This window comes from Kingella denitrificans ATCC 33394 (genome assembly GCF_000190695.1).
Classification (GTDB): Bacteria; Pseudomonadota; Gammaproteobacteria; order Burkholderiales; family Neisseriaceae; genus Kingella_A; species Kingella_A denitrificans.
The window spans coordinates 1,059,997-1,072,767 of sequence record NZ_GL870929.1; the positions used below are offsets into that span (position 1 = coordinate 1,059,997).

A 12,771-nucleotide genomic window follows, 5' to 3' on the forward strand; every position below is an offset into this window, starting at 1 on the left:
TAAACTAAGTGCAGGCTGCTTTCCGAATCCCCAAAAGCAGCCTGCACATTTATTTCACAGCTTATCCGTGCGGGTTTTCGCGCAAATATCGGGCGATGTCTGCCGCACTGTCCAGCAGCACCGCGCCCGCCTGCGCCATTTCCTGCCACGCCTGCTCGATGGTTTCCGGCGCGATGCCCCGACACGCCGCGCGGTTCACAATCACGCGCCATTGCGGCTCGGCGCGGCACAGTTGCAGCACGGTGGCCTTCACGCAGTAATCCGTGGCCAAGCCGCCCACAATCAGCGTGTCGGCTTTGCGATAATGCAGCCATTCAATCAGGCCGGTGCTGAGTTTTTCGGCAATGTCGTGATAGCACGCGCCATACGGGTGCAGTTCGGGCGACACGCCTTTCCACACGCAGTAATCGTATTCGGTTTCCTTCGGCAGGCCGGCCAGCAGTTCGAAGCCGAAGCTGCCCACCATGGCGTGCGACACCCAGGTTTCGGGGGCGTCGGGCAGCCCTGTGGGACGCAGCTGTTCGGCGTGGCAGGAACACAGCCATTTGGCGTGCGGCGAATGGGCGTCTTTGCTCATCACCCGCAAATCGGCCAAAGCAGCCTGCGCGTTCAGTTCGGCGGCGATTTCGTCCCCGCCGGCAATCGGCAATTCCGCCTCGCACAAGGGTGTGAAGGTGTTTTGCGCGTCAATATCCAAAGCAACAATCGTCATGTTGTTCTCCCGTTTTGGTGGTGGTCGTACTGCTGGTTTGCGTGAAATGTGCAGGCTGCTTTCGGATGCGGCGGCGATACGCCGTGCTGCCGGCGGTTATTTTCCGCCGTTGCAGGCTGCCTGCCAGAGGGATTGTGCGGGCGTGTCGGGCTGCGGTTTCGCGGCGGCCGTGTCCTGCGCGCTATATTCGTGTTTGGCCAGCAACTGTTTTTTGCTGTCGAAGAAATGGCTGCTCGTTACACGCACGGTGTTGCCGCGGCAGTTCATCTGCCATTCGTTCACAGCAATTTTAAAATGCGGCGTTTCCAAATAAGGTTCTTTGTCCATATCGCGCACCACCAGGCGGCTGCGCAGGGAAACCGTGTTGCCCTGTTTTTGCAGGCTGCCCGTGTCGTAGAACACTTCCATGTTGCCGCCGTGCAGCTTGCCCACGGAACGCCAGCTGCCCTGCGCGTCCAACACCACTTTGTTTTCCGGGCTGGGCTTCGCACACGCGGCCAACAAACCCGCCGCCATTGCCCATACAAGCCATTTCATGGATTTCATCTTGCTGTCCTTTCGTCAATAAGCGTGATTGTGCCACGAAGTTTAAAAGCTTGGCAATTTGTGCAGGCTGCTTGGGATAAAACTGCTAAAATAGCGTTTTCGTTCCGCTCATTCCATCCGCATCATGAAACCCATCCTCCCTCCCGCCATGCTCGGCATTCTGGGCGGCGGACAACTGGGCAGCATGTTCACCGTGGCCGCCAAAACCATGGGCTACCGCGTAACCGTGCTCGACCCCGACCCGAACGCCCCCGCCGCACGCTTTGCCGATTGCCACCTCTGCGCCCCGTTTGACGATGCCGTCGCCTTGAAAACGCTGGCACAGTGCGCCGCCGTTACCACCGAATTTGAAAACGTCCACGCACAATCCATGCGCGATTTGGCGCAACACACGCGCGTTTCCCCCAGCGGCGACTGCGTTGCCATCGCCCAAAACCGCATTGCCGAAAAAGCATGGATACGCAAAGCCGGCCTGCCCACCGCGCCCTACCAAACCGTCGAGCGCATCGGCGACATCGACGAAGGCACCGCGCAATACCTGCCCGGCATCCTGAAAACCGCCACGCTGGGCTATGACGGCAAAGGCCAAATCCGCGTGCGCACCGTGGCCGAAGTGCAGGCTGCTTTCGAACAGCACGGCGGCGTGGCCTGTGTTTTGGAGAAAATGGTCGATTTGCGCGCCGAAATCTCCGTCATCGTCTGCCGGCTCGACAGCCGGCACACCGCCACCTACGACCCCGCCGAAAACCGCCACGACAACGGCATCCTGTCGTATTCCACCGTCCCCGCCCGCCTGCCCGAAACCGTGCAGCGGCAAGCCCGCCAAATGGCCGTGCGGCTGGCCGACGCGCTGGATTATGTCGGCGTTTTGGCCGTGGAAATGTTCGTGGTGGGCGACGCGCAGGATTTAGTGGTCAATGAAATCGCCCCACGCCCGCACAACAGCGGCCACCACACCATCGATGCCTGCGCCGCCAGCCAGTTCCAGCAGCAGGTGCGCCTGATGTGCGGCCTGCCCCCCGCCGACACCCGCCTGCTCTCGCCCTGCACCATGGCGAATATCCTGGGCGACTTGTGGGGCGGCAACGGCGGCGAACCGCATTGGGAAGCCGTGCAGCAGCACCCGTCCGCCCACCTGCACTTATACGGCAAAACTGCCGCACGCAATGGCCGGAAAATGGGGCACTTCACCGTACTGGCCGACACCGCCGACCAAGCCTATGCCGCCGCGCAACAGCTTCACGCGCAGTTGGACAATACGGAATAAGCACAAAAGCAGCCTACACTTTGGATATGGACGTGCAGGCTACTTTTTTCGTTGGATTAACCGTTGATTTTATTGAACATGATGTATATTTGGCTGATTCTCGGCATCGTTGCCCTGTGCGGCATCGCCAATATCTACCTTCTGCCCCGCCAATCACTCGCCGTACGCACCGCGTGGTCACTCTTTTGGACGCTGGCCTGCGCCGCCGCCATCGCCTTCATCTGCTACCATTTTTACGATTTCCTCCTCATCGCCCTGCCCGTCGCCTGCGTTATCGGCTTGACGGCATGGTGGCAGCAGCGCAAACAGCCGCGCCGGCAATGGGGCAGAATCCTGATTTGGGCGCTCATGTTCGCCGGCATATTCGCCACCCACGAATACCGCGCCCACGTCCGCCGCACCGAAGCGGAAGCCGTGCTGGCACAAATTCAGCAGTTTCGCGCCCTGCACCGCCGTTTCCCCAGCCGGCAGGAACTCTTCGGCGTTGAGTCGGGCAGCGGCGAAGTTCCGCAAAAATGGCGCAACCAACGGCTGATTTACATCGTGCCGGAAGGCCGCCCGCAAGCACCACTGTTCGGCTACCGCAGCACGCGCAACCCGTTCGATTCTTACCTTTACGATTTCAACCGCAATGCCTGGCGGTTCGCACCCGATTGAAAAGCAGCCTGCACATTGCTATAGTGGATTAAAATCGCAATGATACGGCGTTGGCTCGCCTTGACGTACTACTTGTACGCCTTGCGGCTCGCCGCCTTGTCTCATTTTTATTTTAATCCACTATAAAAACGCCTTTGCCAACCGAAATTCAGGTTCGCAAAGGCGTTATCTTTTCCGTCAGGCGCGCCGATTATTTGGCCAGCAATTCTTCCGGTTTCACTTTGTCGCCGTACACGGGGCGCAGGGTTTTTTCATACGCTGCCACCAAGCGGCCGTCCTGTTTCATGGCGGTGATTTCGGAATTTACCCACGCCAGCAGGGCTTGGTCGCCTTTTTGCACGGCAGGGGCAATGTTTTCAGGCTCGCCCAGTTTGCCGATGGCTACGTCGAAATTGGGGTTTTCTTTCGCCCAAGCCCACAGCAGCGCGTTATCGTGCGCCAGTGCCACACCGCGGCCGTCTTTGAGCGCGTCAAAGGTTTCGGTGTTTTGGTCGTATTTTTGCAGCGTGATGTCCGAATGGTTTTTGGTGAAGTAAGCATCGGCGGTGGTGCCTTTGTTCACCAGCAGGGTTTTGCCTTTGAGCTGGTCGATGCTGGTGATGGGCGCGTTTTTGGGCGATACGACACCCAACGCCACCTGCATATACGGTGCGGCAAAATCCACCACTTCGGCGCGTTCCGGCGTTTGCGTGAAGTTGGCCAGCAGCACGTCCACTTTACCGGATTTGATGTATTCCACACGGTTGGCCGCTTCGGTCAGGACGAATTCGACTTTGTCGGGGCTGCCGAGCAAGTCTTGCGCCATATTGCGGGCGATTTCCACGTCAAAGCCTTGGCTTTTGCCGTTCGCGTCCAAATAGCCGAACGGAGGCTTGTCGCCAAACACGCCGATGCGGATCACGCCGGCGGCTTTGATGCGTGCCAAGCTGTCGCCGCCGGCATTTGATGCGGCTGAAGGGGCGGCATTGCTCGCGCCGGAGGCATTGGTGCTGCCGCCGTTATCACCGCAGGCGGCCAGGCCGAAGCTCAATGCGATGGCGGAAAACAGGGAAAGGGTTTTGCTGAATGTCATGATTATCTCCAAGACGGTGTGAGAAAAAACAGGCGCACTTTACGGGATTTTACACAATCGGGCAAAGAATGCTTTTTTATTTAGGATAGTCGAATTTGGAATATAGGGCGCAAAAAAGCAGCCTGCACTTGCCGATATTTTGGACATTCAGCCCAACTCCGCTATTCTGTTCTACCGTAAAATCCGTATGGTCATCAGCCATCATTTGGCACTGGCTGCCGAAGCTTACGAGATGCAATAGAAAAGGGAGTCATTTCTAAATCAAATTTTACGAGCAGACAGTTGAAAGATATTATGGCGGGACGAAAAACTATTACTGGATATATTTGGCATCATAATGCACAAAGTGCGCCAAATAACATGCAGCTAGTACCTTTGGCCGTACATGATGCAGTTAGATATACTGGTCAAAATGCATTAAAGCAAGGGCGTTAATCAAGGAAATGAATAATGAAAAAATTAAATATCTGGAGAGATGAAGGAAAAGTTTCTGCTTCAATCATTGAAAAATTTGCAGAAAATTTAGGTGTAACATTCCCTAGATCGTATATATATTTGATAAGTGAACATGATTATTTATATCCCGAAGAAGATTGTTTTATTTTTATTGATAATGATAAAAATACAGATGACAGAAATATTTTATTTTTAGGATATAAAAAAGATGCCTCCTGTCATGAAAATATCTATACCTATTCATGCATTGATGATGAATATGGCTATGGAAACCAAGTTGTTGCATTTGGAATAAGTGCAAATGGCGATTATATTTGTTTTGATTACCGTAAAAATTCAAGTAATCCATCCATCGTACTTATGTATCATGATGAATTTTACGAAGATGAACTAGGTAATACCAAGATGATTACAGTTCCCATCGCACCTGATTTTGATAGTTTTATAGATAAACTTTATCAAGATACAGATTGACTGGCATTAGGGGAAGCGACTAATTTAGGGCTAATCTGCGTCAGCCCCAAATTCAAAGTGCAGGCTGCTTTTTCAGGCTGCCGCGCCCGTCATACTTCATAATCATCGATAATATTCAAAAACGCGCGGGCACGGTCGGTTTTGGGGTGGCTGAAAAATTCTTGCGGCGTGTTTTCTTCAATAATCGCGCCCTTGTCCATAAACACGATGCGGTCGGCCACTTTTTGCGCGAAGCCCATTTCGTGCGTCACAATCAGCATGCTCATGCCTTCCTTCGCCAGCTCCAACACCACGTCCAACACTTCGCGCACCATTTCCGGGTCGAGCGCGGCGGTGATTTCGTCCAGCAGCAGCACTTCGGGATTCATGCACAGTGCGCGCACGATGGCGATACGCTGCTTCTGCCCGCCCGAAAGTTCGCGCGGAAACGCGGTTTTGCGCTCATACAAGCCCACCCGTTTGAGCAGCGTGTCCGCTTCGGCTTCCGCTTCGGCGCGGCTGCGTTTCTGCACCTTCACCGGCCCCAGCAGGATATTGTCAATCACATTCATGTGCGCGAACAGCTCGTAGCTTTGAAACACCATGCCCACTTTCTGCCGCGCCACCTGCCACGGCACGTCGCGGCCGAATTCGCCCACGCCGTCCATGCGGATACTGCCGCCCTGAATGCTTTCCAAACCGTTCACGCAGCGTAGCAAAGTGGATTTGCCGCAGCCAGAAGCCCCCAGAATCACCACCACTTCGCCTTTGTGCAGCGATAAATCCAAATTGTCGATGGCAACCGTGCTGCCGTAGGTTTTGTGTAAATTTCGAATGCTGATTAAAGACATGGCGCGCCCTTGCATGTGTTATATGAACCGGAAAATACCGTGCAGGCTGCTTTCCGCACCCGCAGGCAGGGCGGCTATGTTACCCCGAAACCATCCAAACGACAAATACCGCCGGCCGATTTCGCGCAATGCCCCATCCAAAAGCAGCCTGCACATCGCCAAACCGCGCTATACGGCAGCCCAAAAAATCGGTATATTGCACGATTCCGCATTCCCTATCGATCAACCGTAAAAAGGATTCGACATGACCAAACAAATCGCTATTTTGCGCGGCGACGGCATCGGCCCCGAAATCGTGGCACAAGCCGTGCGCGTGCTGGACAAACTGATTGCACAAGGCCTGGACGCGGCCTACGAATACGCACCGCTGGGCGGTGAAGCCTACGACCAATACGGCAGCCCCTATCCCGAATTCACGCAAAACCTGTGCCGCAAAGCCGATGCCGTGCTGCTCGGCGCGGTGGGCAGCCCGAAATACGACCAACTCGACCGGCCACTGCGCCCCGAACGCGGCCTTTTGGCCATCCGCAAAGATTTGAATTTGTTTGCCAACCTGCGCCCCGCCGTGCTGTATAAAGAGCTGGCCAATGCTTCCACGCTCAAACCCGAAGTCGTGGCCGGGCTGGACATCCTGATTGTGCGCGAACTCACGGGCGACATTTATTTCGGCGAACCGCGCGGCATCCGCACGCTGGACAACGGCGAACGCGAAGGCTACAACACCATGAAATACAGCGAATCCGAAATCCGCCGCATTGCCAAAATCGCCTTCGAAGCGGCGCAAAAACGTGGCAAAAAACTGTGCAGCGTGGACAAGGCCAACGTACTGGAAACCACCGAATTGTGGAAAGAAATCTTCAACGAAGTGGCCAAAGATTATCCCGACGTGCAGCTTTCGCACATGTATGTGGACAACGCCGCCATGCAGCTCGTGCGCGCGCCCAAACAGTTTGACGTAATCGCCACCGGCAACATTTTCGGCGACATTTTGAGCGACCAAGCCTCCATGCTCACCGGCTCCATCGGCATGCTGCCCTCCGCCTCGCTGAACGAAAGCGGCAAAGGCCTGTACGAACCCTCGCACGGCTCCGCGCCCGACATTGCCGGCCAAAACAAAGCCAACCCGCTGGCCACGATTCTGTCGCTGGCCATGCTGGTGCGTTACAGCCTGAACGACGAAGCGCGCGCGAAACAAATCGAGAACGCGGTGCAGAAAGTGCTGGAACAAGGCCTGCGTACGGCGGATATTTTTGAAGACGGCTGCACGCAGGTTTCCTGCTCGGAAATGGGCGACGCGGTTTTGGCAGCGTTGTAACACAACCTGCGCCCAAAGCAGCCTGCACTTTATTTTTCAGGGTGCAGGCTGCTTTTTATGATGCCCCGCCGCAAACGCCCAGCATGCAGAATTTTTGTTATACAAAAAAGCGGAAAATGATTATAATCCGCCGTTTAACCACATCACATATTTTTAAAGAGAGGGAACACCATGTCAGGATTAGTGGAATTGGTCAGCGTTCACGGCCACCGCATTTATCTCAACACCGATTGCATCCGCCGCATCGAACCGCGTAACGACCAACCGCCCACCACGTTGATTGTGTACAGCTACCAAAACGGCGAAACCGGTTTTGAAGTGCCGGGCAAACTGGACGATATTGCCCAAGCCATCAACACCCAAATGAAATTCTAAATCCGAAGCGCGGCCGAAAATCCGCGCTTTTTCTTTGTTTTACGCAGGCCAAAACGGCACAAAAGCAGCCTGCACCCGCCAGCCTATTAACAAGCCGCCAACGCTCGTTTTTTGTTTGCCACAGCACGCCGTAAAATCTTATAATCGCCCATTCCCCAAAAAAACCATACGAACACGATGATGACCGCCACGCCCCTGCTCGATACGATTTCCACACCAGCGGATATCCGCCGGCTCGCACCCGAACAACTGCCCCAACTGGCGCAGGAATTGCGCGCATTTTTATTGGAAAGCGTGGGCAAGACGGGCGGGCACTTTGCCAGCAATCTGGGCGTGGTGGAACTGACGATTGCGCTGCATTATGTGTTTGAAACACCGCAAGACCACTTGGTTTGGGACGTGGGGCACCAGAGTTATCCGCACAAAATCCTGACGGGGCGCAAAGACCGCATGCACACCATCCGCCAATTCGGCGGGCTGGCCGGTTTCCCGAAACGCAGCGAAAGCGAATACGACGATTTCGGCGTGGGGCATTCGTCCACTTCCATCGGTGCAGCGTTGGGCATGGCGGTGGCCGACCGGCTCTCCGGCAGCAATGCGCGCAGCGTGGCCGTTATCGGCGACGGGGCGATGACGGCGGGACAGGCATTTGAAGCGCTGAACAACGCGGGCGACATGAAAGTGAACCTGCTGGTGGTGCTGAACGACAACGAAATGTCGATTTCGCCGAACGTGGGCGCGCTGCCCAAATATCTGGCGCGCAACGTGATGCGCGATATGCGCGGCGTGCTGCACGAAATCAAGCAGCATTCCACCAAAGTGCTGGACAAGCTGCCCGCATCGGTCAAAGAAATGGCGCAAAAAGCGGAACACACGATTAAGACGATTGCCAGCGAAAGCGAACATGTGCAGCAGTCTTTGTCGCTGTTTGAAAATTTCGGCTTTGCCTACACGGGCGCGGTGGACGGGCACAATATCGGGCAGCTGGTGTCGGTGCTGAAAGAATTGCGCAAACGCGAAGGGCCGCAGCTGTTGCACATCATCACCAAAAAAGGCCACGGTTACCAACTGGCGGAAAACGACCCCGTGAAATACCACGCCATCGGCAAGCAGCCTGCACCCGAATCGGCCGGCGCAACGCAAAAGCAGCCTGCACCGCCCACCTACACGCAAGTGTTCGGCCAATGGCTGTGCGACCAAGCCGCCGCCGACCAACGCTTAGTCGCCATCACGCCCGCCATGCGCGAAGGCAGCGGGCTGGTGGAATTCGAACAACGCTTCCCCGACCGCTATTTCGATGTCGGCATTGCCGAACAGCACGCCGTTACCTTTGCCGCAGGGCTGGCCTGCCAAGGCATCAAACCCGTGGTGGCGATTTACTCCACCTTTCTGCAACGCGCATACGACCAACTCCTGCACGATGTCGCCCTGCAAAACCTGCCCGTTTTGTTCGCCATCGACCGCGCAGGCATTGTCGGTGCAGACGGTCCCACCCATGCAGGCGCATACGATTTGAGCTTCCTACGCTGCGTGCCGAACATGGTGATTGCCGCGCCCAGCGATGAAAACGAATGCCGCCTGCTGCTGTCCACCTGTTACCAACTCGACCAACCGACCGCCGTGCGCTATCCGCGCGGTGCAGGCTGCGGTGCGGCCGTTGAAAGCAGCCTGCACACCATGGAAGTCGGCAAAGGCGTGGTGCGTCGCAAAGGCAAGAAAACCGCCATCATCGCCTTCGGCAGCATGGTGCAGCCTGCTTTGGCCGCCGCCGAAGCCCTCGATGCCACCGTGGCGGACATGCGCTTTGTCAAACCGATGGACGAAGATTTGCTGGCAACGCTGGCGCAATCGCACGATTATCTGGTCTGCGTGGAAGAGAACGCACAGGCGGGCGGCGCAGGCAGCGCGGTGCTGGAAGTGCTGGCGGCGCAGGGCAATTTGAAGCCCACCCTGTTGTGCGGCATTCCCGACATCGTTACCGAACACGGCGACAGCACCATCCTGCTGGACAACATGGCCTTGGGTGCAGGCAGCCTGCAACGCAAAATCGAACAATGGCTGCAGCAATATAGCCGGCAGTTATAAACCAAAGCCGCATAAATTCTTTCACTTGCCCCGGCAGCCGTATTATGATGTCTGCCAAATTATCCGTATTTTTTAAGGAACTTCATCATGAATATCGCAAAAAGCATCACCGATTTGATTGGCAACACCCCCCTGCTGGAGCTGCAAAATTTAAGCCGCGGCCTGCCTGCGCGCGTGGCCGTGAAACTGGAATTCTTCAATCCCGGCAGCAGCGTGAAAGACCGCATTGCGCTGGCCATGGTGGAAGCGGCGGAACGCGAAGGCAAAATCAAGCCCGGCACCACCATTGTGGAAGCCACTTCGGGCAACACGGGCATCGGCCTGGCGATGGTGTGTGCGGCCAAAGGCTACAAACTGGTCATCACCATGCCCGAAAGCATGAGCAAAGAGCGCAAAATGCTGCTGCGCGCATACGGTGCGGAACTGGTGCTCACCCCTGCTGCCGAAGGCATGAACGGCGCGATTGCCAAAGCCGAAGAATTTGTGAAAAACCATCCCGAAACCTACTTCATGCCGCGCCAATTCGACAATCCGGCCAACCCTGAAATCCACCGCCAAACTACTGCCGAAGAAATTTGGCGCGATACGGACGGCAATGTGGATATTTTCGTGGCCGGTGTGGGCACGGGCGGCACGCTGTCGGGCGTGGGCGAAGTGCTGAAAAGCCGCAAACCCGCAGTGCAGGTTTATGCGGTCGAGCCTGCCGGTTCGCCCGTTTTGAGCGGAGGCCAAAAAGGCGCGCACTTGATTCAAGGCTTGGGCGCAGGCTTCGTGCCCAAAACGCTGAACACTGAAATCTACGACGGCGTGATTACCGTGTCCAACGAAGACGCCATGGCCACCGCGCGCGCATTGGCCGACAAAGAAGGCATCCTGTCCGGCATTTCTTCCGGCGCGGCCGTGTGGAGCGCGCTGCAATTGGCGGCGAAACCGGAAAATGCGGGCAAATTGATTGTAACCGTGCTGCCTTCCTACGGCGAACGCTATCTTTCTACCGCGCTGTTTGCCGATTTGGCATAAGCGCACCGTTCAAAATCAAGTGCAGGCTGCTTTTCGTCTTATTGGAAAGCAGCCTGCACTTTTGTTATAGATAAAAAATAAAGGGCTTGGCTTGAATTGAATACGCCATCAACCGGATATCCGAATCAAGCCCAAAAAGCAGCCTGCACTCTGATTGCCAAAGTGCAGGCTGCTTTTTTCATTCACGCCGTCAGCTCAACAGCAGCGAATCATCGCTCACTTTTTCGCCGCGCGTTTTTTCAAACATATCCAGCAAATCGCGCACGCCCATGTTCTGCCGCTGGCTGCCCGACACGTCCAACACCACCTGACCTTGGTGCAGCATCACCGTGCGGCTGCCGTGCTCCAACGCCTGCTGCATGGAATGCGTCACCATCATCGCCGTGAGTTTGCCTTCGGTAATGATTTTGTCGGTCAGTTCCAGCACGAAGGCGGCGGTTTTCGGGTCAAGCGCGGCGGTGTGTTCGTCCAACAGTAGGATTTTGCTCGGCTGCAAACTCGCCATCAAAAGGCTCACCGCCTGCCGCTGGCCGCCCGAAAGCAGGCCCATGCGGTCGGTCAAACGGTTTTCCAAACCCAGTTTCAGCACCGACAGCTTTTCGCGGAAAAATTCGCGGTTGGCTTTGTTCAGCGCGCTTTTCAGGCCGCGCCCCTGCCCGCGTTTGTAGGCCAGCGCCATGTTTTCTTCAATGCTCAAATTAGCGCAGGTGCCCGCCATCGGGTCTTGGAACACGCGCGCCACCAAACCCGCGCGGCGGTGTGCAGGCTGCTTGGTCACATCGGTGCCGTCAATACGGATATTGCCCGAATCCACCATAATATCGCCGCTGATGGCGTTCAAAAACGTGGATTTTCCCGCGCCGTTGCTGCCAATCACGGTAACGAATTCGCCGTCCCGAATGTGCAGGCTCATACCGCGCAAGGCTGGATTTTCAATCGGCGTGCCTGCATTGAAGGTCAGGCGCAGATTTTCTGCTTTCATCATGGCTGGGCACTCCTTTGTTTCAGCTTGGCTTTGATTTTGGGCAACATCATCACGCACACCACCAAAACCGATGTGATTAAATTCAAATCTTGGGTTTTCAACCCCAAGCCAGACAGGGTTTCGCTGCCCATCGCCACCATAATGAACAGGCGGTACACAATCGAGCCGATAATCACCGACAGCGTAATCACCCACATTTTTTTGCTAGGCAGCAAGGCCTCGCCCAAAATCACCGCTGCCAAGCCGAACACAATCGTGCCCAAGCCCGCGCTCACGTCCGCGCCGCCCGCCACTTGGGCGAACAAAGCCCCCGCCATCGCGATTAAACCGTTGGAAAACGCCATGCCCAGCACCACCATGAAATTGGTGGAAATGCCCTGCGCGCGCGCCATACGCGGATTGGCGCCGGTGGCACGCATGGCCAAGCCGGTTTCGGTGCTGAAAAACCAGTTCAACACAAATTTAATCAGCAGCGTTATCAGCAACAGCACGGCGGCGTTCTGCCACATGCCGCTGCCCAACACGGGCGTGAACAAATCGAAGATGGTCTTCTGCCCCAACAGCGACACATTCGGCGCATCGCCAATCCGTAAATTGATGGAATACAGCGCGGTCATCACGATAATCCCTGCCAACAGCTGCAAAATGCCGAGTTTCACATGCAGCCACGCCGTCAATACGCCGGCCGCCGCACCCGCAGCAAAACCAATGCCGATGGCCAAAACGGGATGGATGCCGGCCGTCATCGCCACGGCGCAGGCAAACGCACCCAATGGGAAACTGCCGTCGGCGGTTAAGTCGGGGAAATCAAGCACGCGGAATGACAGCAACACGCCCAATGCGACCAGTGCATACACCAAACCGGTTTCAAATGTGCCAAAAAGGGCAAGCAAAGACATCTTATACCTTTATTTATCAATATGTTTTGTATAGTTCAACAAAGTGCAGGCTGCTTTTGCATTACCGGCGGCACGCAA

Annotated in this window: 15 protein-coding genes and 1 pseudogene; 10 read left to right on the forward strand and 6 right to left on the reverse strand. The window is 55.8% G+C overall.

Translation table 11 applies throughout. The features are described from left to right. Positions 1-61 precede the first annotated feature (61 nt). Together HMPREF9098_RS05255 and HMPREF9098_RS05260 are read right to left on the reverse strand one after the other, a co-directional pair. Positions 62-712 (reverse strand): isochorismatase family protein, encoded by a 651-nt coding sequence (locus tag HMPREF9098_RS05255; protein ID WP_003782675.1) that lies wholly within the window; start codon positions 710-712, stop codon positions 62-64. Between the two features lie 96 nt (positions 713-808). Beyond that, on the reverse strand, positions 809-1,258 hold the full coding sequence (locus HMPREF9098_RS05260; protein ID WP_003782677.1) for a surface-adhesin E family protein: 450 nt from the start codon (positions 1,256-1,258) through the stop codon (positions 809-811). A 124-nt stretch (positions 1,259-1,382) separates the two neighbouring features. Between HMPREF9098_RS05260 and HMPREF9098_RS05265 the strand changes: the two genes are divergently transcribed. Both HMPREF9098_RS05265 and HMPREF9098_RS05270 read left to right on the forward strand, forming a co-directional pair. Further along, on the forward strand, positions 1,383-2,525 hold the full coding sequence (locus tag HMPREF9098_RS05265; RefSeq protein WP_003782679.1) for a 5-(carboxyamino)imidazole ribonucleotide synthase: 1,143 nt from the start codon (positions 1,383-1,385) through the stop codon (positions 2,523-2,525). Between the two features lie 63 nt (positions 2,526-2,588). After that, entirely contained in the window at positions 2,589-3,182 is a 594-nt protein-coding gene (locus HMPREF9098_RS05270; RefSeq protein WP_040564290.1) for a hypothetical protein, read from the forward strand. 190 nt (positions 3,183-3,372) lie between these two features. Here HMPREF9098_RS05270 and HMPREF9098_RS05275 read toward each other — a convergent pair whose 3' ends face one another. Further along, the gene (locus tag HMPREF9098_RS05275; RefSeq protein WP_003782683.1) at positions 3,373-4,254 is read right to left on the reverse strand and encodes a cysteine ABC transporter substrate-binding protein; all 882 of its coding nucleotides are present in this window, start codon (positions 4,252-4,254) and stop codon (positions 3,373-3,375) included. A 130-nt stretch (positions 4,255-4,384) separates the two neighbouring features. On the opposite strand from HMPREF9098_RS05275, the pseudogene HMPREF9098_RS11710 reads away from it, so the two are divergent. The 3 genes and pseudogenes from HMPREF9098_RS11710 to HMPREF9098_RS05280 form a co-directional block, all read left to right on the forward strand. Continuing rightward, positions 4,385-4,477 (forward strand): annotated as a pseudogene (locus tag HMPREF9098_RS11710) (IS1595 family transposase); the annotation flags it as partial. Positions 4,478-4,536: 59 nt separating this feature from the next. Then, positions 4,537-4,689 (forward strand): HNH endonuclease, encoded by a 153-nt coding sequence (locus tag HMPREF9098_RS12455; RefSeq protein WP_370889892.1) that lies wholly within the window; start codon positions 4,537-4,539, stop codon positions 4,687-4,689. A gap of 15 nt (positions 4,690-4,704) precedes the next feature. Beyond that, positions 4,705-5,184, forward strand: coding sequence for an SMI1/KNR4 family protein (locus tag HMPREF9098_RS05280; protein WP_003782685.1), 480 nt, complete (start codon positions 4,705-4,707; stop codon positions 5,182-5,184). Positions 5,185-5,273: 89 nt separating this feature from the next. On the opposite strand, the gene HMPREF9098_RS05285 is transcribed toward HMPREF9098_RS05280, so the two are convergent. Beyond that, positions 5,274-6,014 (reverse strand): amino acid ABC transporter ATP-binding protein, encoded by a 741-nt coding sequence (locus tag HMPREF9098_RS05285; protein WP_040564746.1) that lies wholly within the window; start codon positions 6,012-6,014, stop codon positions 5,274-5,276. Between the two features lie 76 nt (positions 6,015-6,090). Between HMPREF9098_RS05285 and HMPREF9098_RS11715 the strand changes: the two genes are divergently transcribed. The 5 genes from HMPREF9098_RS11715 to cysK all read left to right on the forward strand — a co-directional run bounded on the left by HMPREF9098_RS11715 (position 6,091) and on the right by cysK (position 10,809). After that, entirely contained in the window at positions 6,091-6,246 is a 156-nt protein-coding gene (locus HMPREF9098_RS11715; RefSeq protein WP_155803281.1) for a hypothetical protein, read from the forward strand. A 12-nt stretch (positions 6,247-6,258) separates the two neighbouring features. Beyond that, the gene (gene leuB / locus HMPREF9098_RS05290; RefSeq protein WP_003782689.1) at positions 6,259-7,329 is read left to right on the forward strand and encodes a 3-isopropylmalate dehydrogenase; all 1,071 of its coding nucleotides are present in this window, start codon (positions 6,259-6,261) and stop codon (positions 7,327-7,329) included. A 171-nt stretch (positions 7,330-7,500) separates the two neighbouring features. Then, positions 7,501-7,704 carry a hypothetical protein gene (locus HMPREF9098_RS05295; protein ID WP_003782690.1) on the forward strand — a complete coding sequence of 68 codons (204 nt, stop codon included), beginning with the start codon at positions 7,501-7,503 and terminating at the stop codon, positions 7,702-7,704. Positions 7,705-7,884: 180 nt separating this feature from the next. Continuing rightward, on the forward strand, positions 7,885-9,789 hold the full coding sequence (gene dxs, locus HMPREF9098_RS05300) for a 1-deoxy-D-xylulose-5-phosphate synthase (protein WP_040564291.1): 1,905 nt from the start codon (positions 7,885-7,887) through the stop codon (positions 9,787-9,789). 87 nt (positions 9,790-9,876) lie between these two features. After that, complete coding sequence (gene cysK, locus HMPREF9098_RS05305) at positions 9,877-10,809, forward strand: cysteine synthase A (protein ID WP_003782696.1); 933 nt, start codon at positions 9,877-9,879, stop codon at positions 10,807-10,809. A gap of 190 nt (positions 10,810-10,999) precedes the next feature. Here the strand turns inward: cysK and HMPREF9098_RS05310 are convergent, their stop codons facing one another. Both HMPREF9098_RS05310 and HMPREF9098_RS05315 read right to left on the reverse strand, forming a co-directional pair. Beyond that, positions 11,000-11,794, reverse strand: a complete 795-nt coding sequence (locus HMPREF9098_RS05310; RefSeq protein WP_003782698.1) for an ABC transporter ATP-binding protein — start codon at positions 11,792-11,794, stop codon at positions 11,000-11,002. After that, positions 11,791-12,693 carry an ABC transporter permease gene (locus HMPREF9098_RS05315; protein ID WP_003782700.1) on the reverse strand — a complete coding sequence of 301 codons (903 nt, stop codon included), beginning with the start codon at positions 12,691-12,693 and terminating at the stop codon, positions 11,791-11,793. Before HMPREF9098_RS05315 ends, HMPREF9098_RS05310 begins: the two co-directional genes overlap by 4 nt. Positions 12,694-12,771 lie beyond the last annotated feature (78 nt).